The organism is Pseudomonas sp. NFIX49, from assembly GCF_900115915.1.
Lineage (GTDB): Bacteria > Pseudomonadota > Gammaproteobacteria > Pseudomonadales > Pseudomonadaceae > Aquipseudomonas > Aquipseudomonas pharyngis.
In genome coordinates this window covers 163,161-183,949 of sequence record NZ_FOYE01000003.1, presented here as the reverse complement: position 1 = coordinate 183,949, position 20,789 = coordinate 163,161, and the positions used below count along the sequence as shown (strand labels likewise).

The following is a 20,789-nucleotide window of genomic DNA, read 5'->3' as shown; positions in this document are numbered from 1 at the left end:
CTGAGCGAGGTGTCATCCCACAATAATTCTGCCCGGCCGGCTACTGTCAGATCTGACAGTAGCGACCGCTGGCGCTCAGCTCAGTGGCAATTTCAGCTCCGCACACAATCCGCCACCTTCACGATTGCTCAGGGTCAGCGAACCGCCCAGTGCCATCGCCAGTTGCTGGGCAATCGCCAGCCCCAGCCCGGTGCCGCCGGTGCTGCGGTTGCGCGAGTTTTCCACGCGGTAGAAGGGCTCCATCACCTGGGCCAGCTCTTCTTCGGCGATGCCCGGGCCGCGATCCATGACCTTGATCGAGAGGCCGTTCCTGTCGCGTTGAATCAGCAGTTCGGCAGCGCCGGCGAACTTCAACGCGTTGTCGGTCAGGTTGACCAGCACCCGGCGCAAGGCGTGGGGGCGGGTGTCGATGACCGCCTCACTCTTGCCGCTCAACTGCACTTGCTTGCCCATGTCCTGATAGTCGAACACCAGGCTGTCGAGGAACGAATCCAGGTTGGTGCGCCGGCTTTCCTCGGTCGAGCCGTGGATGCTGCGGGCATAGGCCACGCCTTCGCGCACCAGATGTTCCATCTCGCCGAGGTCGTTCCACAGTTTGTCTTTCTCGGCCGAATCGTCCATGAACTCCGCCCGCAGTTTCATGCGGGTGATCGGGGTTTGCAGGTCGTGGGAGATCGCCGCCAGCAGTTGCATGCGCTCTTTCAGGTACGCGGCGATGCGCGCCTGCATCGAGTTGAAGGCGCGGGCGGCGTAGGCCACTTCGTTCGGGCCTTTTTCGTCGAGGTTGATCGGGTGAGCGTTGGGGTCGAGGGTTTCCACGGCGTTGGCGAGGCGGGTGAGGGGGCGGATGGCGATGCGCACCGCCAGCCAGGTGCAGGCGAGCATCAGCGCCAGTTGCCCGAGCAACACCACCGGCAGCCACGGTGACAGCGGCACCATCGACGGGCGCACATCGATGGTCACCGGGCTGCCGTCGCTCAGGCGCAGGTGGCCCTGAAAGTGTTTTTTCGGGCCGGGAATATCGGTGAAGGTCAGCGGGTACGCTTCGCCGATCGCATCGGTGATCGAGGTGACGGCAATCGGCACGTCCTGCGGGTCCAGCGGTGTGCCCGGTTCGCCCTCGCTCAGCAGATAGCCGTAATTCTTGCGGGCCAGGCGCTTGAGCCACATCGGGCGTTCTTCGGCGGGCAGACGGTCGAGGATGGCAATCGAGGTCGAAACGTCGGTTTCGAGGTTGCCGAGCATGGTGTTTTTCGCGCTTTCGTAGCGCTCGTAATACTGTGCGCCGAACGACAGCGCCTGAGCGAGGATCAGGCCGATCAGGAAAATCAGCGACAAGCGGGAGGCGAGGGTGCGCGGCCAGCGCAGGGCGAGATTCATGCGGGGGCTCCGAGGACTTCGACCGGCAGCGAGAACACATAGCCTTCGCTGCGCACGGTCTTGATGTAGGCCGGTTCACGGGCGTCATCCAGCAGGCGCTGGCGCAGACGGCTGACCAGCAGATCGATGGAACGGTCGAACAGATCGGCGTCGCGGCCCTGGGTCAGATTCAGCAATTGATCGCGGCTCAACACCCGTTGCGGATGGTCGAGGAACACGCGCAATAGACGGTATTCCGCGCCACTCAGCGCGACCATGGTGCCGTCCTTGTCCAGCAGATGCCGGGCCGATGTGTCGAGCTGCCAGCGACCGAACGCCAGCAGCCGGCCACTTTCGGTGACCACCAGATTCGGCGGCAGCATTCGCGTGCGGCGCAGCACGGCGTTGATCCGCGCCAGCAGCTCGCGGGCGGCGAAGGGTTTGGTCAGGTAGTCATCGGCGCCCATTTCCAGGCCGAGGATGCGGTCGGTTTCATCATTGCGCGCGGTGAGCATCAGGATCGGCGTGGCCTTGTGTTTGCCCGAGCGCAGTTCGCGGCACAGCAGCAGGCCATCGTCGCCGGGCATCATGATGTCGAGCACGATCAGGTCGACGGTGTTGGCTTCCAGAAAACTGCGCATCTGCCGGCCATCGGCAACCACCGTGGTGCGCAGGCCGTTCTTCTTCAGGTAATTGCCGACCAGTTCGCGAATCTCGCGGTCGTCGTCGACGATCAGGATGTGATCGACATGTTCCATGGGGCCAAACCTCAATCAAAGGGGATTGCCGGGCAGTCTATCGAGCCTGCGCGAGGCCGCCTGCCTGCCTTTGTATTGCAGTGTATCCAGCGCTGTGACGGATACACACCGACGCAAAAAGCGGATTTTTACAGGGTTTTGTATCGCTGTGTATCCCGGGCGCGCGCGGATACGTAGCGATTTATACACGGCATTTGCCGACACATGCGCGATACCTCGCGAGCTTTAAATGAGCTCCATCGAGGCACACACAGAACGCCTCGGCCCAATCAACGATTCAACCATTGAAGCCCCGAGGAAAACGCCATGAACGCCAAGACCAAATCGATCGCTGCCGCTTGCCTGTTTGCCGCTCTGAACATCTGCACCCTGTCGGCCCGCGCCGAAGCCGATGTCACCCCGCAAACCTACTCCTACGGCAGCCACCTGGACATCCAGAAAGTGGTGTCGCTGAAACAGGACAACTCGATGACCTGCGGCATCGTCGACGCCCGCCTGACCTACCTCGACTCGGCCGGCAAGACCCAGGTGCTCGACTACCGCAAATTCGCCGACGGCTGCAACGAAGACAACTGATTACCCACCTCTATAAAAGGAACATCGCCATGAACAACGTATCGCGCTATCTGACCGCTGTTGCCTTCTCCCTCGCCGGCGTTGCGGCCCATGCCAACGCTGCCGTCGAACAGAACAGCTGTGGCAGCAGCACCTGCTTCCAACTGGCTCCGGTGGCCAAGCCGGGCAGCGACGGCCTGATCGCCGCCGACGGCGCCAGCCGCACGCCACAGGGCCAGACATTGGCTGCCGACGGCTCCAGCCGTACGCCACAGGGCCAGACATTGGCTGCCGACGGCTCCAGCCGTACGCCGCAAGGCCAGACGCTGGCCGAGAACGGTGCCAGCCGCACGCCGCAAGGCCAGACGCTGGCCGAGAACGGTGCCAGCCGCACGCCGCAAAGCCAATGGCTGGACAGCCAGACGGTTTGAGGATTGAAGGGGGCTGCCCGTAACGGGCGCCCCCCGAACCACTCAACAGACCACCCCTCATTCAAAAGGTGAACCTCATGTTTCTCATCGCTTTCCTGGGCGGTCTGTTGACTGTCCTCAGCCCGTGCATCCTGCCGGTGGTGCCGTTTCTGTTCGCCGGAGCCGACCGCACCCGTTCTTCGATCCTGCTGACTCTCGGCGGCATGGCCCTGACCTTTGCCGTGATCTCCAGTCTGGCGGTGGTCAGCAGTGAGTGGGTGATCGAGGCCAGCAACACCGGTCGCCACATTGCGCTGGCGGTGATGGTGCTGTTTGCGCTGTCGCTGATTTCCGCGCGCATCGGTGACTGGCTGGCGCGGCCCTTTGTGCAGCTGGGCAATCGCCTCGACCCGGACAGCCGGAAAAAGACCGGCCCGATGGCGTCGATCATGATCGGCGTGGCCACCGGTCTGCTGTGGGCGCCGTGCGCCGGGCCGATCCTCGGCGTGATCCTCACCGGTGCCATGCTGCAAGGCGCCAATGCCCAGACCAGCCTGTTGCTGCTGGCCTACGGCGTAGGCAGTGCGCTGTCGCTGGGAACGCTGATTTTCGCCGGTCGCGGGCTGGTCAACCGACTGAAACCGTCGATTCCTTTCACTGGCTGGTTCCGCCGCGGCGCGGGTGTTGCGGTGCTGGCGACGGCGGCGGTGATCGCCACCGGTACCGACAACGTGCTGCTGGCCAATACCTCGTCCCAAGGCGTGGCATCGGTCGAGAAAAGCGTGCTGGAGAACGTGCCGAAAGTGGTGGACTACTTCGTCAGCAAAGTCCGTGCAGACTCGACTGAAGACGAGGCGAGCAAAGGCGCGATGCCGTCGCTGTCTGGCGCGGTGCAGTGGTTGAACTCGCCGGAACTGACCGCTGAGTCCCTGCGCGGCAAAGTGGTGCTGGTGGACTTCTGGACGTATGACTGCATCAACTGCCAGCACACCCTGCCGTACGTGAAGGAGTGGGAGAAGAAGTACGGCAAGGACGGCCTGGTGGTGATCGGTGTGCATACCCCGGAATACGGCTACGAGCGGATCATCGACAACGTCAAGGATCAGGTGAAGAAGCTTGGCATCACCTACCCGGTGGCCATCGACAACAACTACGCGATCTGGCGCAACTTCGATAACCAGTACTGGCCGGCGCATTATCTGGTCGACGCCAAGGGGCAGGTGCGTTACACCCACTTTGGCGAAGGCAGTTACCAGACGCAGGAGCAGATGATTCAGCAACTACTCAAAGAGGCCAAGGCGCCGGCTGCGTAAACCGCAAAACTCAATGGCTCACAGGTCGCGCGCCATGAGCCATTGTTCGTTGCCCCAGGCATGAAAGCGTTCCAGCACCGTCCAGCCGCGTTTGGCGTAATAGTCCTGTTTGCTCTGGGTGTGCAGATAGAAACGCGGCAGGCCCCGTTTTTTCGCCTCGTCAGCAATTCCCTCGATCAGCCTTTCTGCCAGACCCTGGCCGCGTGATTCGGGGCTGACCAGCACACAGGCCAGCCACGGCCCCAGATCCGGTCGAAGGGCCAGATCCGCCCGGGCCAGTGCCGCACCGCCCAGCAGTCGATCCCCGTCCAGCGCAATCAGGCAACGCCAGTCGCCATTGGTCTGGCCCTCGGCAAATTCGCGCTGCCATTCGGCCAAAGATTGCTCGGCATATTCGTAGTGAAACTGGCGGTGGATCCACGCCGCGTAAGTGTCGCTGTGCTGCAGGTGATCGGCGAGCCATTCGAAGCGCAAGGACATGATCGAATTCCGTTCCGGTGAGGGCCTGCATGAGAGCCGATCAGCCGGCGCGTTGGCAACCCCCGACAGTGTTTCGGGGCCTTTACAAAATCCCGCCATTCATCGGCCAATGCCCGGTTTTACGGGCTCTCCGGACGATTGGCAGGGACGCCGGACAGCGCCCGCGCGATAGTGGGCGAGCAGGGCCGCCAACGGCTCTGCCATCCATAAAAAGAATGCGAGGTTGCCATGCCGAAGTTCGTGATTGAACGCGAGATTCCAGGAGCCGGAAAGCTATCGGAGCAAGAACTCAAGGCCGTATCGCAAACGTCCTGCAACGTGCTGCGTGAACTCGGGCCAGAGGTGCAGTGGCTGCAGAGTTATGTGACTGCCGACAAGATCTATTGCGTGTACATCGCACCCAACGAGGAACTGGTGCGCGAACACGCCAAGCGTGGGGGATTTCCGGCCAACAGCGTGTCCCGGGTGACGAGCATCATCGACCCGACTACCGCCGATTGACCCCTCTGCCGTGGAGCACCGATTCATGAGTACCCCCATTGATCTCACTGCCCTGAAGGAACGCCAGAAAGTCGCCTGGGCCAGTGGCGACTATGCCGTGATCGGCACCACGCTGCAGATCGTCGGCGAAACCCTCGCCGAAGCCTGCGACCTGCGCTGCGATGAAGAAGTACTGGATGTCGCCGCCGGCAACGGCAATGCCACGCTGGCGGCGGCACGCCGGGGTTGTCTGGTGACGTCCACCGACTATGTCGCGGCATTGCTGGAACGCGGCCAGGACCGGGCGCGCGCCGAGCATCTGGAGGTGACCTTTCAGGTCGCCGATGCCGAAGCGCTGCCGTTTGCCGATTCCAGTTTTGACGCAGTGCTGTCGACGTTCGGTGTGATGTTCGCCCCGGATCAGGCGAAAGCGGCCAAGGAGCTGGGTCGGGTCTGTCGCCGTGGCGGACGGATCGGCCTGGCCAACTGGACGCCGGAAGGTTTCGTCGGCCAGATGTTCAAGACCCTCGGTCGCTACCTGCCACCGCCACCCGTTGCGCAACCGCCCTCGAACTGGGGCGCGGAAGCCTGGCTGCATTCGCATTTCGACGATCGCCAGTTTCAGTTGCAGGTGACTCGGCGCCACTTCAACTTCCGCTATCGCTCGGCGGCGCATTTCATTGATGTGTTTCGCCACTGGTACGGCCCGGTACACAAGGCGTTCGCGGCGTTGCCGCCGGAGAGCGGGCAGGCGCTGGAAACAGACCTGACGCTACTGATCGACGGGCTGAACCGGGCGGGGGCGGAATCGATGGTGGTGCCGAGTGAGTATCTGGAGGTAGTCATCACCAAACGCTGAGCGTCATGCAAAACAACTGTGGGAGCGAGCAGGCTCGCTCCCACAGGGATCGCGACAGGGCTTCTATTTCAGATGCGCGCTGTCAAACCACTCCAGCGCCGTGCGCCAGATGCAGATGCCGAGAAAGTACGCCGACGCCAGCAGCCACAGGCCCATCACCAGCGGGTTGATCACCGGGTGGTTCAGCACCAGTGACAAGCTGCACAACAGCCAGATCGCCGTCACCGCAATGTTGATCGGCATGAACCGGCGTACCCGGAACGGATGCAGGAATTTCATGCGGGTCACGGTCAGCAGCGCCAGGCCAATCACCGTCAGGAAGGTGAGCCACGGCCCCGGATCGATGATGTACAGACACAACGCAACCACGTTCCAGGCGGCGGGGAAGCCGACGAAGTAGTTGTCCTTGCTCTTCATGTTGACGTTGCAGAAGCAGAACAACGACGACACCAGAATCAGCGACACGGTCAGCAGCAGGGTGTAGTCAGGCAGGGGAATGTAGCGATAGATGAACAGCGCCGGGATGAACACGTAGGTCAGGTAATCGATCACCAGATCGAGGATCGATCCGTCGAAACTCGGCAACACCGACTGCACGTTGACCTTGCGCGCCAGCGCCCCGTCGAGGCCGTCGACGATCAGCGCCACGCCCAGCCACATCAGGCAGTGGATTGGCTGGTTTTCCAGCAGGGCAAGGGTGGCCAGGAAGGCGGTGACCACGCCGGTCGCGGTGAAACCATGGGCGCCCCAGGCCTTGAGCCTGGCGATGTGGACGGTCGATATCACGAAGGCGTTCTCCAGAAAATGCAGCAAGCCGCGTAAACCCTCGGGCAGCAAGGGCGGCGACCAACCGGGTCGGGGTTGCAGCTATCGACCGGTCGGGCCGGGTCAAGGTTCACCCATTCGTGAAGATTAGCTGGCCGGGGAAAAATTTCTCTGGAGAATCACTCGCCCCAGGGCCACGTCAGCCAAACGGTGCTGGCGCAACGCATCAGGAGGGCTATCGTTGCCTGACGCAGTCATACCCCTTTGCCTGAGGACGACGTCATGAACACCAGCGATCTGCTCGAACAACTGCTGCGAGGCCAGGCCTCGGCGGGACAACCAGGTGGCGCGTCGGCCGGCGGGGGACTGGGCGGGCTGCTCGGTGGTTTGCTGGGTGGTGGCGGTGTTTCCGGGGGGGGATCTCCGGCTGGCGGGCTTGGCGGCCTGGGCGGGTTGCTTGGCGGGTTGCTCGGCGGTGGCGGGGCGCTGGGTGGCGGCACGCAGCGTCGGTCCGGCGGCACCAATTACGCGGCGCTGGCTTCGCTGGGCATGATGGCTTTCCAGGCGTATCAAGTCTGGCAACGCAGCCAGGCGTCCGCCGCGCCGCAGCAAACTCCGCAGACTGCGGATCTGTTGTCCGGCCCGCAAGTCGAAGAACACAGTCACGCCGTTCTGCGTGCATTGATCGCGGCGGCCAAGGCTGACGGGCGGATCGACGAGTCGGAAAAACACCTCATCAGCAGTGAAATCGGCAAGCACACCGATGACCCGAACCTGCAGCAATGGCTCGACGACGAGGTCGCCAAACCGCTGGATCCCACCGAAGTGGCGCAGGCGGCGCAGAACGATCCGGCCATGGCCGCCGAGATGTACCTGGCCAGCGTGATGCTGGTGGACGATCAGCAGGACGCCGAGCGCAATTATCTGGATGAACTGGCAGCGGCGTTGCAGATCGACCCCGAGTTGCAGGTTCACTTGGAACAGCAGGCCAAGGGCACGGCCTGATCTCTCCTCTCAAAGCCTTCGACCGTTCCGTTCAAGCAAGGAGCGAGCCGAAGGCTCCGTCCGTCAGGGCAATTTTCAAGCCGATTGAATTTTTGACGCGCCAAGCCTCTCTGCTTTATTAGAGGCGAGTGACTGAGCGTCCTGCCAATCGATCGAGAATATTGCCATGACTGTCCTGACTCACCTGCAAGCTGCCCCCGCCCCATCGCGTCCGCTCGATTCTCCGGGTGGGTTGCGGCGTATCCATGCAGCACTTTTAGCCGACGAACATCCGCAGCCGCTGGCGTGCGCCTTTCTGGAAGATCAACTGCTGCAGGCCGCGCAGTTGAAGGATGAGCTGCCATCGGACCCCGCGCAGTGGCATGCCTGGGTGGCCGAGCACTGTGCCGATGTCGCCCGGCAATACGCCGACTACCTGCAACAACGCAAGGCTGGAGGCGCGCGGCAGTTCTTCAGTTGCAAGGCTCATGCGCTGTATTTCCTGCAAGCGGTGGCGCCGACCAAACTGGTCGATGGCGCCTGGCTCTACGGCTTGCTCGGACAGTGGCGCGATCCGCGCTTCAGCAGCCTGATCAGCACTTATCTGGAAGAACTGGGCGAGGGCAATCCGGCGCAGAACCACGTCGTGATCTACCGCCAGCTGCTCGCCGAACAGGGCCTCGAGCCGAGCAGTCCACTGCCCGACGAACGCTATCTGCAAGGCGCGCTGCAATTGGCCCTGGGTGCCGGCGGCATGGATTTTTTGCCGGAGGTGATCGGTTACAACCTTGGCTACGAGCAACTGCCCCTGCACCTGTTGATCAGCAGTTACGAACTCAGTGAACTGGGGATCGATCCTTACTACTTCACTCTGCACGTGACCATCGACAATGCCAGCACCGGTCATGCGCAAAAAGCCGTTCAGGCCGTTCTGGATCTGCTGCCTCTGGAGGCCGATCGCCGCGATTTCCTGCGTCGGGTATCGCTGGGCTATCGGCTCAATGACCTGGGACAGGGCAGTCGCGCAATCATCGAGGGGTTCGATCTGGAGCGCGAACTGTTGGCGATGCTTGAACGCAAGTGTCCGTTCGCTCAACACATGCACTCCGACTATTGCCGCTTCGAAGGCAAGACCGTCAATCAGTGGCTGGCCGATCCGCAGCAGCTGTCCGGGTTCCTGCAGGCCATGCAGGACAAGGGCTGGATCAAGCGCCACGAAGATCCACAGGGCAGCCGCTTCTGGCAATTGATCGATGGCGACGGTGCGGCGATGTTCGGCGTGTTCAGCGCCTATGAAAAACAACTGGTGCACGACTGGATTGCCGGTGACTGGATTTCTGCGGACAAAACCGTCGCGTTCCGCCGCCGCCCCTCAGTCCCCGCGCCGATCGAGGTGCCCGAGCAGGACCCCGATGTGCAACGCCTGAATGCGGCACTGCAAGGGCAGGACGCACACACCAGGTTCGCAACGTTGATCCCCTGGCTCGCGCCGGCCCGGCACGCGCATCCGGCCGGGCTGCTTGCCACTCGCCAATTCATCCAACTCAAATCCGGCCTGCGTTAAGGAAATATTCAATGAATCAGGAAGAACAACTGTCTGCCAACGATCTGGTGCTGCTGCAACTGGGGCGGCGCCTGCAGGCCGACGGCTATCGTTTCATCACCCCGACGCCGCTGACCCATCAACGGGTCAACCAGCGCGACGAAGGGCAGGCCGCCGATTGCCTGCGGGATGTGTTCGGATGGTCGCGCCCGTTCGAACCGGGCCTGCTGTCTGCCGATGAACAGCGACAATTGCAGGACGCCCAGGTGATTGATGCGTTCGACGGACGCTTGAAGAGCCGGGTGCGCTGGTCGAGCCTGGATGACTTGCTGTTCGTGCATTCCGGGTTTCCCACCGATGCCGCCGATTCGGTGTTCTTCGGCCCGGATACCTATCGCTTTGCCCAACTGATTCACAGCCATTTGCAGCAGAACTTTGCGCCTATCCACCGGGCGGTGGACATCGGTTGTGGCGCCGGAGTCGGCGCGATCCTGATTGGCCGTGCCCGGCGCGAAGCGCAAGTGCTGGCGGTGGATATCAACCCTGCTGCGCTGCGCCTGACCACGATCAACGCGGCGCTGGCCGAAGTGGCCAACGTCGAGGTGCGCGCCAGTGATGTACTGCAAGGCGTCGATGGTGAATTCGACCTGATCGTCGCCAACCCGCCGTACATGGCCGATCCGGCCGGACGAGCTTACCGCCATGGCGGTGGGACGCTGGGGGCGGGGCTGTCGTTGCGCATCGTCGAACAGGCGCTCAATCACCTGACGCCCGGTGGTTCGCTGCTGCTGTACACCGGCGTGGCGATGGTCGATGGCCGCGATCCTTTCCTCGACACGGTATTGCCACGGCTGGATGAAAAACGCTTCGGCTGGACCTACCGCGAACTCGATCCCGATGTGTTCGGCGAAGAGTTGCTCAATCCCGGCTATCAGCGCGTCGACCGGATTGCCGTGGTCGCGCTGACGGTGACTCGAACAGGTTGAAACAAGGCAGGTGCAGGATGAGCAGGAATCTCGACGACTACAACCGGATGCGCGACTTCTCGGCAACCTCGGAACCGGCAGCCGACCACCGGCGGGGCAAGAAGCCCGGCGGTGAGCAGGCTTTGCAATTCTGCATCCAGAAGCATGACGCCTCGCACCTGCATTATGACTTTCGCCTGGAACTCGACGGCGCGCTCAAGAGCTGGGCGGTGCCCAAGGGCCCGTCGCTGGATCCCAAGGTCAAGCGGCTGGCGGTGCACGTCGAGGATCACCCGCTGGATTACGCGACGTTCGAGGGCAGCATTCCCGAAGGGCATTACGGTGCCGGCGATGTGATCGTCTGGGATCGCGGCGTGTGGATTCCGCTGGAAGACCCGGAGAAAGCCTACGCCAAGGGCAAGCTCAAATTCGAACTGCGCGGCGAGAAGCTCGCCGGGATATGGAACCTGGTGCGCACCCACATGCCGGGCAAGAAAGAGCAGTGGTTTCTGATCAAGCATCAGGACAGCGCCGCACGCCCGCAAAGCGATTACGACGTGCTGGTCGCCGAGCCCGACAGCGTGCTCAGCGAGCGCACGATCGTCGACAAACCCCGGCTGAGTGCGAAGCAGGTCAAGCCACTGAAAGGCCCGGCGAAAGCACCGCGCAAGCCAGCTTCCGGCAAACTCACTGGCGCCCACAAGGCGAGTATCCCGGCGCAGTTGAAACCTCAACTGGCGACTCTGGTGGAGAGCGCGCCGGAAGGGGATTGGCAATACGAAATCAAGTTCGACGGCTATCGGATCATGGCGCGCGTCGATCAGGATGAGGTGCAGTTGTTCACTCGCAATGGCCATGACTGGACGCACAAATTGCCGAAACAGGCGCAAGCCCTGGCGGCGCTGGGCCTGGAGTCTGCGTGGCTGGATGGTGAGATGGTGGTCGCCGACGCGGACGGCGTACCTGATTTTCAGGCCCTGCAAAACGCGTTCGATTCGGGACGCAGCGAAAACATCGTCTATTACCTGTTCGATCTGCCGTATCTGAACGGCGTCGACCTGCGCGAGGTGCCCGTGGAGGAACGGCGTGCTGCGCTGGCCACGGTGCTGAAAACCCATCAAGACCCGCTGCTGCGTTTCTCCGAAGCGTTCGACGAAACCCCGCAGGCCTTGCTTAACAGCGCCTGCCAGATGCGCATGGAAGGCCTGATCGGTAAACGCCTCGGCTCGTCTTACGTGTCGCGCCGCAGTAGCGACTGGATCAAGCTCAAGTGCAAGCATCGCCAGGAATTCGTGATCGTCGGCTACACCGATCCGAAAGGCGCGCGCAGTTCGTTCGGCGCGTTGCTGCTGGGTCTGCATGATCGTGACAGCGGCGAGTTGCGGTACGCCGGCAAGGTCGGCACGGGATTTAATGAAACCACCCTCAAGAGCATCCTCGCGCAGCTCAAACCCTTGCGGGTGAAGAAGCCGGCGGTGGCCAACCCGCCCACGGGGTTCGAGGCCAAGGGTGTGCACTGGCTCAAGCCGAGTCTGCTGGCGGAAGTCGCGTTTGCCGAAATGACCCAGGACGGCTCGGTGCGTCACGCCGTTTTTCATGGCTTGCGCGAGGACAAACCGGCCAAGGACATCACCGAGGAGCGCGCCAAACCCATGAAGACTTCAAAGACTGAATCTACCGCGCCGTCGCAATCCGGCCTGGCCGACGGCAAGGTGCGGATCACCCATCCCGACCGAGTGATCGACGCCAGCAGTGGCACCACCAAAATGCAGCTGGCCGAGTATTACGCCAGCGTCGCCGAATGGATTCTGCCGCAGCTCAAGGATCGCCCGGTGGCGCTGGTGCGCGCGCCGGACGGTATCGCCGGTGAGCTGTTCTTCCAGAAGAACGCCGAAAACCTGGCGATCCCCGGCATCCGCACGCTGGACAAGGAACTGACCGGCCAGCCGGTGATGCTGATCAACAACGCCGAAGCCTTGATCGGCGCTGTGCAGATGAGCACGGTCGAACTGCACACCTGGAACGCTACCACCACCGATCTGGACAAGCCCGACCGTTTTGTCCTCGACCTCGACCCGGACCCGGCGCTGCCGTGGAAAAGCATGGTCGAAGCCACAGCGCTGACCCTGACCGTGCTGGACGAGCTGGGCCTCAAGGCGTTCCTCAAGACCAGCGGCGGCAAGGGCATTCATCTGGTGGTGCCGCTGACCCGCAAGCATGGCTGGGACGAGGTCAAGGATTTCAGCCACGCCATCGTCACGCACATGGCGAAATTGTTGCCGGAGCGTTTTTCTGCGGTGTCCGGGCCGAAAAATCGCGTAGGGCGGATCTTCATCGATTACCTGCGCAACGGCCTGGGCGCCACCACCATTTGCGCCTACGCGGCGCGTACCCGTGAAGGGTTGCCGGTGTCGGTGCCGCTGTTTCGGGAGGAGGTCGGCGAGATAAAAGGTGCCGATCAATGGAACGTGCGCAATGTTCACGAACGGCTGGCGGAAGTGGGCGATGAACCTTGGGCGGATCTGAAGAAAACCCGGCAGAGCATCACAGCGGAGATGCGCAAGCGGGTGGGCATGAAGAAATGATCAGGTGTCGCGCAGCAAGTCGTGGGCGTTGAGCAGATCGAAGGCGACTTGCGGATTGTTTTCCAGGCCACGGCGAATAGCGGCGGGGATGGTTTTTCGGGTTTTTCGACAGAGCCCCGGAAGCTCTTCGACCTCGATTTCAATGCCGCCTCGCACAGTCCGTACTTCACCGAACCTCGGTGCGATCAGCACACGAATGCCTAGCTGATCGAACATCTTGCCTTGCAGCCGCTGGAGGTCGGCGAGGTCTTTGAGGTTTTCCAGACGCTCGAGCAGACGCTTTTCTTCCTCGCGGGTCAGCAACAGGATGCGCACATCCGCGCCGGGCGTATCCAGCAGCGGATCACGCCCGCAGATGCACAGACCCGGCGGGCAAGGGGAGCGGAGTGAGGCGGAAATCGTCATGGCCTCCATCATAGAGGCCGTTCGACGGTTTTGCCCATGGTCGTTCGCCAGCCGTCCATCGGCAGGGCGTAACGGTGGCAAGTCCGTCAGCCACCATCATCATCGAACGTGCCGTGGTTACTGCGACAGACCTTCGTAGTGAACCAGGATGGCGTTGGCCAGCTCTTCATCGCTGGCGTTCAGCCCAGGATTGTCCTGACGCACCTGCTGCAGTACCGATTCCAGGTACACGCCACGGATCGTTCCGCCGCTGGCGACGAATGCCGACAAGTCGTCACGGGCCGGAATCACCATTTTGTGATCCTTGAACGTGGAATACAGCGAGGCGGAAACGCCGGCCGAAGTCGCGACATCCCCCGCATCCACGCGGGCGAAAGCCGAACCGAAAGGCAGGCACAGCATAAGAGACGAAACCAGTAGTAAACGACGCATGACGGTGTTCCTCCAGCAGCGTAAAGCGAAAAGGAAGTACCACATAATGTGAGAGGTGTCGGCGGGCACGGGAGTTCCGTAAGTCGGCTCAGGCCGTAGGGGGCTGAATGAGAACCGTCGCACAGTGCGGCATTTTTACTGAATGTAACGACACACGCTGAGACGCTCTAACGCAGCGGGTTCATGGAAATAGGCTTAACTGAAGCGTTGAAAGGCGCCGTGTGGCGCAGCCTGGGAGGAAATCACGGTGTCGATCAAACTGCGTTTGGTGTTGCTGATTGCGACCAGCCTGCTGACGGCGCTGATCGTGAGCCTAGTCAGTTATGTGGGCAATCAGCGGATGGCTTCGGCGGTCAGTGATAACGCGGTCAGCATGAGCGCGCTGCGCAACCACATGGAAGCCGACATGATGCACGACGCCCTGCGCGCGGACGTGTATTCGGCGATGCTGGTGGGGCTGGGCAAAAGCACCAGTTCGGCGGACGAGGTGCGAAGTTCGGTCGAAGAGCATGCGGCGCATTTTCGCGAGGTGCTGGGTGAAAACCTCAAACTGCCGGTCAATCCCACGATCAAGTCCGCGCTCGAGCAGATCAAGCCTAGCCTCGACACCTACATCAGCGCCGGCGAGCAGATCGTCGGTCTTGCACTGGAAGATCCGGACAGCGCCCAGCAGCAACTGGGGACCTTCAATACCGCGTTCAGCCAGCTCGAAGAACAGATGGCCGCTCTCAGCGAGCTGATCGAAACCAATACCCGGCAAACCAGCGAAGGCACCGAGGCGGCGATCCACAATGCCAATATCGCTCTCGGCATTGTCCTGGTCGCCAGTCTGTTGCTGCTGTTGGCCCAGGGCCGCTGGGTGATCCTGAGCATCATGGGGCCGCTGAAATCCGCCAGCCGCATCGCCGAAAGCATTGCTCACGGCAACCTCAGCGAGCCGATCGCCGAACCGTCCGGCAAGGACGAAGCCAGTGCGCTGATCCGCACGCTGGCCACGATGCAGCGCGACCTGCGGGACATGATCGACGTGGTGCGGCGCAACGCCCACGGCGTCAGCGGCATGAGCGAACAATTGAGCCACGGCTGCCATCAGGTGGCCGACAGCAGTCAGCAGCAAAGCACCGCCGCCGGCACCATGGCCGCCGCCGCGAGCCAGATGACCGCGAGCATCGAGGAAATCACCCGGCACGCCGAGCGTGCACTGGACATGGCCAGCCAGGCCGAGTCACTGGCGAAGAATGGCGGACAGGTGATCCATCAGGTCGTCAGCGACATGGACGACATCGCCCGTTCCGCCCAGCAATCGGCGCAAGTGATCCGCACCCTCGATCAGGAATCCGAAGGCATTTTCAACATCATCCAGGTGATCAAGAGCATCGCCGACCAGACCAACCTGCTGGCGCTCAACGCAGCTATCGAGGCGGCCCGGGCGGGTGAGCAGGGCAGGGGCTTTGCGGTGGTGGCCGATGAGGTGCGCAGTCTGGCTGCGCGCACCAGCGCCTCGACCCAGGAAATCGCCGCGATGGTCGCGCGCATCCAGAACAGCACCCGCGAGGCCGTCAGCAGCATGGAGGCCGGTGTCGCCCAGGTCGACAAAGGCATGGCGGTCACCGCCGACGTCGAACGCGCCATCCGCGAAATCCTCGAGGCCACTCTCAGCACCACGCAGCTGGTCAACGACATCACCCGCACCATCGGCGAACAGAGCCAGGCGAGCAACGAGATCGCCCATCAGGTGGAAATGATCGCGGGCATGTCGGAGGGCAACAGCAAGGTCATCGGCCAGACGGCCAATACCACGGACGAGCTGTCGAGTCTGGCGGGGCGGCTGGCGCAGTCGGTGGACCGGTTTCGGTTGTGAGGGGAATGTAAGTATCTGCTCAAGGTGAGATGAGCCAGCGGATCACTGATCCGCTTTTCGCCGTACATTAATGGTCGCCTCAACCTTCAATCTGAAGTTGTACTTCTTGAAGCGGTTCTTCGCATTGAGTTCTGGTTTAACGAAGGGGGACTTTTTGTTGCAGACGTAGGCAATTTTGGGGTGGTAGTTAGCCAGGAATTGCTCGCCGTGTGCATCAATCAAAAATTGAATTGTAGACTCCAATTGTTTGATCCCTTGTCCTTGCCAGCCCCCTCCATCTCGGTCTTTCAACTCTACAAGGTACAGCGCGTCATCAGTCCTCAGCATGCAGTCACATCGATCCCGACCTATTTCCTCAGCGTCTTTGATCACGCATTTGTCAATTGCGGTAAAGACGATCGTTCTTTGGAGCGGGTTCGATACCGTGGCTACCCATTCTTTCGAATTGTCCAAGTCGACATAAGCGAGAGGGTGCTCTTGATCGTCGCGTAGTCCAAATTCGGCATCAGTAAACGGGCCTGTCTGGCAGCGGATATCAAGAAAATTCACCCTTTAAGCTCCTCCTCGATATCGAGGAGTGCGTCAAATAAATCATTGCCTTCTTGCAAGGATCTGTTCAGAAAATTGTCATCGGAAGGAATGCCATCAACCATAGGCAGTTTCGTGATCGATCCTGTTCTTTCATCGGCTTGGTATATCGCCAACTCTTCAGCGTCTAGCAAGGCATGCAAAGGAATAACGGCGGAGAGTTTAGGGAGTAGATCCTTGTCGCGCTTTTTCTGGAGAATGCTGTCTTGCAGGTGCTTGCCTTGTACCGAAATGGTCAGGTAATTCACTACGTATGGGCTGTGGGTTGTCAGCACCAGGCGGTTGGCCCGGCCTTGGTTGAATTGCAGAAGACTCTGCAAAACGCTCCATTGTGACTGGGGATAAAGGTTCTGCTCAGGCTCTTCGACGATGTTGATGAACGCTGACTTGTTGAATCTGGAGGATAGCGTGGAGAGAGCAATGCGCCTTTGTTCTTCTGTCAGCGAATCAATGGCAAAGATCTCTTTAACCTCTTTCCTGAAGCGATCCAGCTCATCGGCGCTCATGGTTTCCTGCCGCTCTTCGCTACGCTCTTGAACCGCGTTGGACAGGTAGTGGCTTACCAGATGCAATGGCACGGCAGACTGAAAGCCACTGGAGGCGTCTGCCAACCTGAGTTTGTAGTCGGACTCACGAATATTGAGGATATCGTTGAGCTTGTCATATTCGAGTTCTGCCTGATTGATAGGCAATAACAAAGTGCCTTTCATACTGGCTTTTGCAGCATCGAATTCGGTCAGGAATTCCTTGAGAGAGTCAGAGGACAGTTTTAGCTCGCGAGGGTGTCTGACATAGGAGATGAAGTTGCGCTCGGCAGGCACGTACATGATCTGAGGTAGATGGTAGCTACTACCTTTTGATTCAGTGATATGCAGCTGTCCCCTAATGAAAAAAATCGAGTAGGCCTCGCCCTCGTATTCGATCTCTGTTGCATCGGAGAGGTAGTGTTCCAGCCTGTGATAGGTCAGATACGGTTTGATGAATTTGTTCTTTCGTTCAAACCATTTCTTATCGTAATCACCCCGCACCAACGACTTCTCTATCCAGGAGAATGTCGAGTAAAGCTTGGCCAGCGTGCTCTTCCCGGAGCCCTGATTACCGACGAAAACCGTCACGCGTTTGAACTCTATCCAGCCATTGTTCTTAACACCATCGCGGATAGGGCCGAAATGCTTGACGCGTAGTCGGGTCATTGATCACTCCATAGGACGAGCTTGTACGGTTTAGCGATGCAGCATATCAGGGCAGGGGACAAACGGCAGGAGCAAATTGGAGCCAAATGGCAGGTAGGGGAAGTGCTGCCAGGGAGAGAGCTCTGACGAGGTACTCGACAGAGCCTTCTGCTTCAGTCAGAACTTGTACGCCTGACGCCCCACCAGCAACCACTTGCCAGACTGCTTCTGCCAGATCTGGAAGTTCTCGATTTCCGTCGGCACGACTTCGGTGCCTTTGAGGGCCTGCGCCGAGAAGTGATGGCGTACCAGCGCGGTGTCCCCGGACAGGGTGATGGTCTGGTTCTGCATCTCCAGGGTCTTGAACGCGCTCTTGCCGGTTTCGATATCGGCGATGAAGGCTTTCTTGTCCTGGATCTTGCCGCTGGAGTGGCCGTAGGTGAGGTTGTCGGCGGTCAGGGCGTTCAGTTCGGCGATGTCCTTGTGCAGCATCGCCTGGGTCAGGTGATCGACGGCCTGGGCGACATCCTGTTCCGCCGGGGCGGCGGCGACGTAACCACTGAAGAGGCAGGCGAGAACGAGCAGCAATCTGGTTTTGTTCATGGCTATTCCTTGTTGTTGTAGGTGATGAGAGCGACCGAAATATTTGTCAGTCGTCGTACAACTTAGCAGGAATTCATCGGCGTTAGAAAGCGCTTGAGGAACCAATCGAAAACTATCCGGTCGCGAACAGACGCGCGGGTTTGCCATGACGTGATATTCTTCGCGCCACTTGTTTTGACCCAATTCAGTCTGGTGCGCTTTTCGGCGGGCCAGGCAGAACCCCTGTCGCTCAAGTAGCTGAAGCCAATAATGATAAGAAGTCAGTTCAGAAGGGACATATAACTGAGGTCGACACTGCCTGTCGGTCTTGTGTGCCCACCCGTCAAAATTGAAGTGTGCCGGAACCCGCGACGCTGGCCTGAGTGTCGCTAAAGAGGGGACCTCATACGTACAACAGCGGCGGGCGGAAGGCGTTTTATCATAGGTGCAACAGATGTTTAAAAAAGTGAACACAGCCTTGCTGGGGCTGGCTTTGGCGATGGGGATGTCTTCCGCCAATGCCGAAGAAGCGAAGAAAGTCGACGTCCTGCTGATCGGCGGCGGCATCATGAGCACCACCCTGGGTGTGTGGATCAATGAGCTGGAACCGACCTGGTCGATGGAAATGGTCGAGCGCCTCGATGGCGTCGCCCTGGAAAGCTCCAACGGCTGGAACAACGCCGGTACCGGTCACTCGGCGCTCGCCGAGTTGAACTACACCCCGGAAGACGACAAGGGCAATGTCACCATCCCGAAAGCCGTCGAGATCAACGAAGCGTTCCAGGTCTCCCGTCAGTTCTGGGCCTGGCAGGTTCGTCAAGGCGTCCTGAAGGACCCTCGTTCGTTCATCAACACCACTCCGCACATGAGCTTCGTGTGGGGCGATGACAACATCAAGTTCCTGAAAAAACGCTACGAAGCCCTGCAAGCGAGCCCGCTGTTCGCCGGCATGCAGTACTCCGAAGACCCGGCTGTGATCAAGAAGTGGGTTCCGCTGATGATGGAAGGGCGTGACCCGAACCAGAAAATCGCGGCCACCTGGAGCCCGCTGGGTACCGACATGAACTTCGGCGAAATCACCCGCCAGTTCGCCGGTTACCTGCAGACCAAGCCTAACTTCAACTTGAAGCTGTCCAGCGAAGTACAGGACATCACCAAGAATGCCGATGGCACCTGGCGCGTCAGCTACAAGAACCTGAAAGACGGCACCAAGACTGAAACCGACGCCAAGTTCGTGTTCATCGGCGCCGGCGGCGGTGCCCTGCACCTGCTGCAGAAGTCCGGTATCGAAGAAGCCAAGGAATACGCTGGCTTCCCGGTAGGCGGCTCGTTCCTGGTGACCGATAACCCGGCCATCGCCGAACAGCACCTGGCCAAGGCCTACGGTAAAGCTTCGGTGGGCGCGCCTCCGATGTCCGTTCCGCACCTGGACACCCGTGTCCTGGACGGCAAGCGCGTCATCCTGTTTGGCCCGTTCGCGACTTTCAGCACCAAGTTCCTGAAAGAAGGTTCGTACCTGGACCTGCTGACCACCACCACCACCCACAACATCTGGCCTATGACCAAGGTCGGCATCAAGGAATACCCGCTGGTCGAGTACCTGGCCGGTCAACTGATGCTGTCGGATGAAGACCGTCTGAACGCGCTGAAGGAATACTTCCCGAACGCCAAAGCCGAAGACTGGCGCCTGTGGCAAGCCGGCCAACGCGTGCAAATCATCAAGCGTGATGAAACCGCTGGCGGCGTGCTGAAACTGGGCACCGAAATCGTTGCTTCGAAAGACGGCTCCATCGCCGGTCTGCTGGGCGCATCGCCAGGCGCATCGACCGCTGCACCGATCATGCTGAGCGTGCTGCAGAAAGTCTTCAAAGACAAAGTCGCTACCCCTGAGTGGCAAGCCAAACTGCACCAGATCGTTCCAAGCTACGGCACCCAGCTGAACAACGATCCAGCCAAAGTGGCTGAAGAGTGGGCTTACACCGCCAAGATCCTGCAACTGCCAACCCCTCCGGTGATTGGCCAGGTTGCAGCTCCAGCGGCGGACGCCTCGGCTGAAAAAGCCCCGGCTCCGAAAGAAAGCGCTGCACGTGACATGGCTCTGTAATTCAGACGCCTGACACAAGAAGCCCACTGAACCGGCGACGGTCAGTGGGCTTTTTTGTGTCCGGGTTTCAGGCTTTGGCGGCCGCCAGATAAGCTCCCAACCGCCGTCCCATCTCTTCGCCCAACGCCTGCAACCCGCTCAGCGGCCGCACCATCACCTCGAACTCGACGATCTTGCCCTGTTCATCGAAGCGGATCATGTCGATGCCCTTGAGCTCTTTTGAACCCACTTTGGCGCTGAATTCCAGCACCACATTCAGGCCATCGGCTGTCGCCAGTTCACGGTGGTATTTGAAGTCTTCAAACACCTCGAACACGGTATTGAGGATCATCGAAACCACCGGCGCGCCTGGATAAGGCGTGTGGGCCATGGGCGAGCGGAACACCGCTTTGGGACCGAGCAATTCGGGCAGGGCCTTGAGATTGCCGGTGCGGATCATTTCGTGCCAGCGGTTCAGGGATTCGGCGGCGTTGGTGTGCAGGTTCAAATCGGACATGGTTTCACTCCTGTATTTTTGTTGTTCTTGGCGCGGCGCCCATGACTCTAGATCAAAGCGGCGCGATGGAAACCCTCTGTACCGATCTGAATA

General features: G+C 60.5%; 21 protein-coding genes and 1 pseudogene. 12 read left to right on the top strand and 10 right to left on the bottom strand.

Annotation, left to right across the window (positions count from 1 at the left end; all coding sequences use genetic code 11):
- Window positions 1-75: 75 nt before the first annotated feature.
- A complete protein-coding gene (locus BMZ46_RS09045) occupies window positions 76-1,380 on the bottom strand; it encodes an ATP-binding protein (RefSeq protein WP_074687799.1) in 1,305 nt (434 codons plus the stop codon).
- Window positions 1,377-2,117, bottom strand: coding sequence for a response regulator (locus BMZ46_RS09040; RefSeq protein WP_011333526.1), 741 nt, complete (start codon window positions 2,115-2,117; stop codon window positions 1,377-1,379). The genes BMZ46_RS09045 and BMZ46_RS09040 overlap by 4 nt, the downstream gene beginning before the upstream one ends.
- Before the next feature lie 306 nt (window positions 2,118-2,423).
- Between BMZ46_RS09040 and BMZ46_RS09035 the strand changes: the two genes are divergently transcribed.
- The 3 genes from BMZ46_RS09035 (at window position 2,424) to BMZ46_RS09025 (ending at window position 4,395) form a co-directional block, all read left to right on the top strand.
- Window positions 2,424-2,693, top strand: a complete 270-nt coding sequence (locus BMZ46_RS09035) for a DUF2790 domain-containing protein (RefSeq protein ID WP_039767844.1) — start codon at window positions 2,424-2,426, stop codon at window positions 2,691-2,693.
- 29 nt (window positions 2,694-2,722) lie between these two features.
- Window positions 2,723-3,103 (top strand): hypothetical protein, encoded by a 381-nt coding sequence (locus BMZ46_RS09030; RefSeq protein ID WP_074687800.1) that lies wholly within the window; start codon window positions 2,723-2,725, stop codon window positions 3,101-3,103.
- A 77-nt stretch (window positions 3,104-3,180) separates the two neighbouring features.
- Window positions 3,181-4,395, top strand: a complete 1,215-nt coding sequence (locus BMZ46_RS09025; RefSeq protein WP_074687801.1) for a cytochrome c biogenesis protein DipZ — start codon at window positions 3,181-3,183, stop codon at window positions 4,393-4,395.
- Window positions 4,396-4,413: 18 nt separating this feature from the next.
- Here the strand turns inward: BMZ46_RS09025 and BMZ46_RS09020 are convergent, their stop codons facing one another.
- Window positions 4,414-4,875, bottom strand: a complete 462-nt coding sequence (locus BMZ46_RS09020) for a GNAT family N-acetyltransferase (RefSeq protein WP_074687802.1) — start codon at window positions 4,873-4,875, stop codon at window positions 4,414-4,416.
- 228 nt (window positions 4,876-5,103) lie between these two features.
- On the opposite strand from BMZ46_RS09020, the gene BMZ46_RS09015 reads away from it, so the two are divergent.
- Window positions 5,104-5,376 carry a DUF4242 domain-containing protein gene (locus BMZ46_RS09015; protein ID WP_007957179.1) on the top strand — a complete coding sequence of 91 codons (273 nt, stop codon included), beginning with the start codon at window positions 5,104-5,106 and terminating at the stop codon, window positions 5,374-5,376.
- A gap of 25 nt (window positions 5,377-5,401) precedes the next feature.
- Complete coding sequence (locus tag BMZ46_RS09010) at window positions 5,402-6,214, top strand: class I SAM-dependent methyltransferase (RefSeq protein WP_074687803.1); 813 nt, start codon at window positions 5,402-5,404, stop codon at window positions 6,212-6,214.
- A gap of 63 nt (window positions 6,215-6,277) precedes the next feature.
- On the opposite strand, the gene pcsA is transcribed toward BMZ46_RS09010, so the two are convergent.
- The gene (gene pcsA, locus BMZ46_RS09005) at window positions 6,278-7,000 is read right to left on the bottom strand and encodes a phosphatidylcholine synthase (RefSeq protein WP_039767868.1); all 723 of its coding nucleotides are present in this window, start codon (window positions 6,998-7,000) and stop codon (window positions 6,278-6,280) included.
- Window positions 7,001-7,261: 261 nt separating this feature from the next.
- On the opposite strand from pcsA, the gene BMZ46_RS09000 reads away from it, so the two are divergent.
- The 4 genes from BMZ46_RS09000 (at window position 7,262) to ligD (ending at window position 13,056) form a co-directional block, all read left to right on the top strand.
- On the top strand, window positions 7,262-7,984 hold the full coding sequence (locus BMZ46_RS09000) for a tellurite resistance TerB family protein (RefSeq protein WP_074687804.1): 723 nt from the start codon (window positions 7,262-7,264) through the stop codon (window positions 7,982-7,984).
- A gap of 166 nt (window positions 7,985-8,150) precedes the next feature.
- Window positions 8,151-9,527 carry an iron-containing redox enzyme family protein gene (locus BMZ46_RS08995; RefSeq protein WP_074687805.1) on the top strand — a complete coding sequence of 459 codons (1,377 nt, stop codon included), beginning with the start codon at window positions 8,151-8,153 and terminating at the stop codon, window positions 9,525-9,527.
- Between the two features lie 11 nt (window positions 9,528-9,538).
- Window positions 9,539-10,492 (top strand): methyltransferase, encoded by a 954-nt coding sequence (locus tag BMZ46_RS08990; protein WP_039770963.1) that lies wholly within the window; start codon window positions 9,539-9,541, stop codon window positions 10,490-10,492.
- A 17-nt stretch (window positions 10,493-10,509) separates the two neighbouring features.
- The gene (gene ligD, locus BMZ46_RS08985) at window positions 10,510-13,056 is read left to right on the top strand and encodes a DNA ligase D (protein ID WP_074687806.1); all 2,547 of its coding nucleotides are present in this window, start codon (window positions 10,510-10,512) and stop codon (window positions 13,054-13,056) included.
- Here ligD and BMZ46_RS08980 read toward each other — a convergent pair whose 3' ends face one another.
- Window positions 13,057-13,461 carry a hypothetical protein gene (locus tag BMZ46_RS08980; protein WP_170844897.1) on the bottom strand — a complete coding sequence of 135 codons (405 nt, stop codon included), beginning with the start codon at window positions 13,459-13,461 and terminating at the stop codon, window positions 13,057-13,059.
- Window positions 13,462-13,578: 117 nt separating this feature from the next.
- Complete coding sequence (locus BMZ46_RS08975; RefSeq protein WP_039770957.1) at window positions 13,579-13,893, bottom strand: DUF2388 domain-containing protein; 315 nt, start codon at window positions 13,891-13,893, stop codon at window positions 13,579-13,581.
- A 247-nt stretch (window positions 13,894-14,140) separates the two neighbouring features.
- Here BMZ46_RS08975 and BMZ46_RS29790 point away from each other — a divergent pair.
- Both BMZ46_RS29790 and BMZ46_RS29785 read left to right on the top strand, forming a co-directional pair.
- A pseudogene (locus BMZ46_RS29790) lies at window positions 14,141-14,899 on the top strand (MCP four helix bundle domain-containing protein); the annotation flags it as partial.
- On the top strand, window positions 14,891-15,754 hold the full coding sequence (locus tag BMZ46_RS29785) for a methyl-accepting chemotaxis protein (RefSeq protein ID WP_371855266.1): 864 nt from the start codon (window positions 14,891-14,893) through the stop codon (window positions 15,752-15,754). The pseudogene BMZ46_RS29790 and the gene BMZ46_RS29785, both read left to right, overlap by 9 nt.
- Before the next feature lie 42 nt (window positions 15,755-15,796).
- Here the strand turns inward: BMZ46_RS29785 and BMZ46_RS08965 are convergent, their stop codons facing one another.
- From BMZ46_RS08965 to BMZ46_RS08955, 3 genes are all read right to left on the bottom strand, one after another.
- Window positions 15,797-16,303 carry a hypothetical protein gene (locus tag BMZ46_RS08965; RefSeq protein ID WP_052266594.1) on the bottom strand — a complete coding sequence of 169 codons (507 nt, stop codon included), beginning with the start codon at window positions 16,301-16,303 and terminating at the stop codon, window positions 15,797-15,799.
- Entirely contained in the window at window positions 16,300-17,535 is a 1,236-nt protein-coding gene (locus BMZ46_RS08960) for an AAA family ATPase (RefSeq protein WP_074687809.1), read from the bottom strand. The genes BMZ46_RS08965 and BMZ46_RS08960 overlap by 4 nt, the downstream gene beginning before the upstream one ends.
- Before the next feature lie 156 nt (window positions 17,536-17,691).
- Window positions 17,692-18,117, bottom strand: a complete 426-nt coding sequence (locus tag BMZ46_RS08955) for a nuclear transport factor 2 family protein (protein WP_039770952.1) — start codon at window positions 18,115-18,117, stop codon at window positions 17,692-17,694.
- Window positions 18,118-18,550: 433 nt separating this feature from the next.
- Between BMZ46_RS08955 and mqo the strand changes: the two genes are divergently transcribed.
- Window positions 18,551-20,200, top strand: a complete 1,650-nt coding sequence (gene mqo / locus BMZ46_RS08950) for a malate dehydrogenase (quinone) (RefSeq protein WP_074687810.1) — start codon at window positions 18,551-18,553, stop codon at window positions 20,198-20,200.
- Between the two features lie 67 nt (window positions 20,201-20,267).
- Here mqo and BMZ46_RS08945 read toward each other — a convergent pair whose 3' ends face one another.
- Complete coding sequence (locus BMZ46_RS08945) at window positions 20,268-20,696, bottom strand: nuclear transport factor 2 family protein (protein WP_074687811.1); 429 nt, start codon at window positions 20,694-20,696, stop codon at window positions 20,268-20,270.
- Between the last annotated feature and the right edge of the window lie 93 nt (window positions 20,697-20,789).

What these genes read in the sequence shown, in the direction of transcription:
- BMZ46_RS09045 (WP_074687799.1), bottom strand. Translation starts at nt 1,380, where the DNA reads ATGAATCTCGCCCTGCGCTGGCCGCGCACCCTCGCCTCCCGCTTGTCG.
- BMZ46_RS09040 (WP_011333526.1), bottom strand. Translation starts at nt 2,117, where the DNA reads ATGGAACATGTCGATCACATCCTGATCGTCGACGACGACCGCGAGATT.
- BMZ46_RS09035 (WP_039767844.1), top strand. Translation starts at nt 2,424, where the DNA reads ATGAACGCCAAGACCAAATCGATCGCTGCCGCTTGCCTGTTTGCCGCT.
- BMZ46_RS09030 (WP_074687800.1), top strand. Translation starts at nt 2,723, where the DNA reads ATGAACAACGTATCGCGCTATCTGACCGCTGTTGCCTTCTCCCTCGCC.
- BMZ46_RS09025 (WP_074687801.1), top strand. Translation starts at nt 3,181, where the DNA reads ATGTTTCTCATCGCTTTCCTGGGCGGTCTGTTGACTGTCCTCAGCCCG.
- BMZ46_RS09020 (WP_074687802.1), bottom strand. Translation starts at nt 4,875, where the DNA reads ATGTCCTTGCGCTTCGAATGGCTCGCCGATCACCTGCAGCACAGCGAC.
- BMZ46_RS09015 (WP_007957179.1), top strand. Translation starts at nt 5,104, where the DNA reads ATGCCGAAGTTCGTGATTGAACGCGAGATTCCAGGAGCCGGAAAGCTA.
- BMZ46_RS09010 (WP_074687803.1), top strand. Translation starts at nt 5,402, where the DNA reads ATGAGTACCCCCATTGATCTCACTGCCCTGAAGGAACGCCAGAAAGTC.
- BMZ46_RS09000 (WP_074687804.1), top strand. Translation starts at nt 7,262, where the DNA reads ATGAACACCAGCGATCTGCTCGAACAACTGCTGCGAGGCCAGGCCTCG.
- BMZ46_RS08995 (WP_074687805.1), top strand. Translation starts at nt 8,151, where the DNA reads ATGACTGTCCTGACTCACCTGCAAGCTGCCCCCGCCCCATCGCGTCCG.
- BMZ46_RS08990 (WP_039770963.1), top strand. Translation starts at nt 9,539, where the DNA reads ATGAATCAGGAAGAACAACTGTCTGCCAACGATCTGGTGCTGCTGCAA.
- ligD (WP_074687806.1), top strand. Translation starts at nt 10,510, where the DNA reads ATGAGCAGGAATCTCGACGACTACAACCGGATGCGCGACTTCTCGGCA.
- BMZ46_RS08980 (WP_170844897.1), bottom strand. Translation starts at nt 13,461, where the DNA reads ATGACGATTTCCGCCTCACTCCGCTCCCCTTGCCCGCCGGGTCTGTGC.
- BMZ46_RS08975 (WP_039770957.1), bottom strand. Translation starts at nt 13,893, where the DNA reads ATGCGTCGTTTACTACTGGTTTCGTCTCTTATGCTGTGCCTGCCTTTC.
- BMZ46_RS29785 (WP_371855266.1), top strand. Translation starts at nt 14,891, where the DNA reads ATGCAGCGCGACCTGCGGGACATGATCGACGTGGTGCGGCGCAACGCC.
- BMZ46_RS08960 (WP_074687809.1), bottom strand. Translation starts at nt 17,535, where the DNA reads ATGACCCGACTACGCGTCAAGCATTTCGGCCCTATCCGCGATGGTGTT.
- BMZ46_RS08955 (WP_039770952.1), bottom strand. Translation starts at nt 18,117, where the DNA reads ATGAACAAAACCAGATTGCTGCTCGTTCTCGCCTGCCTCTTCAGTGGT.
- mqo (WP_074687810.1), top strand. Translation starts at nt 18,551, where the DNA reads ATGTTTAAAAAAGTGAACACAGCCTTGCTGGGGCTGGCTTTGGCGATG.
- BMZ46_RS08945 (WP_074687811.1), bottom strand. Translation starts at nt 20,696, where the DNA reads ATGTCCGATTTGAACCTGCACACCAACGCCGCCGAATCCCTGAACCGC.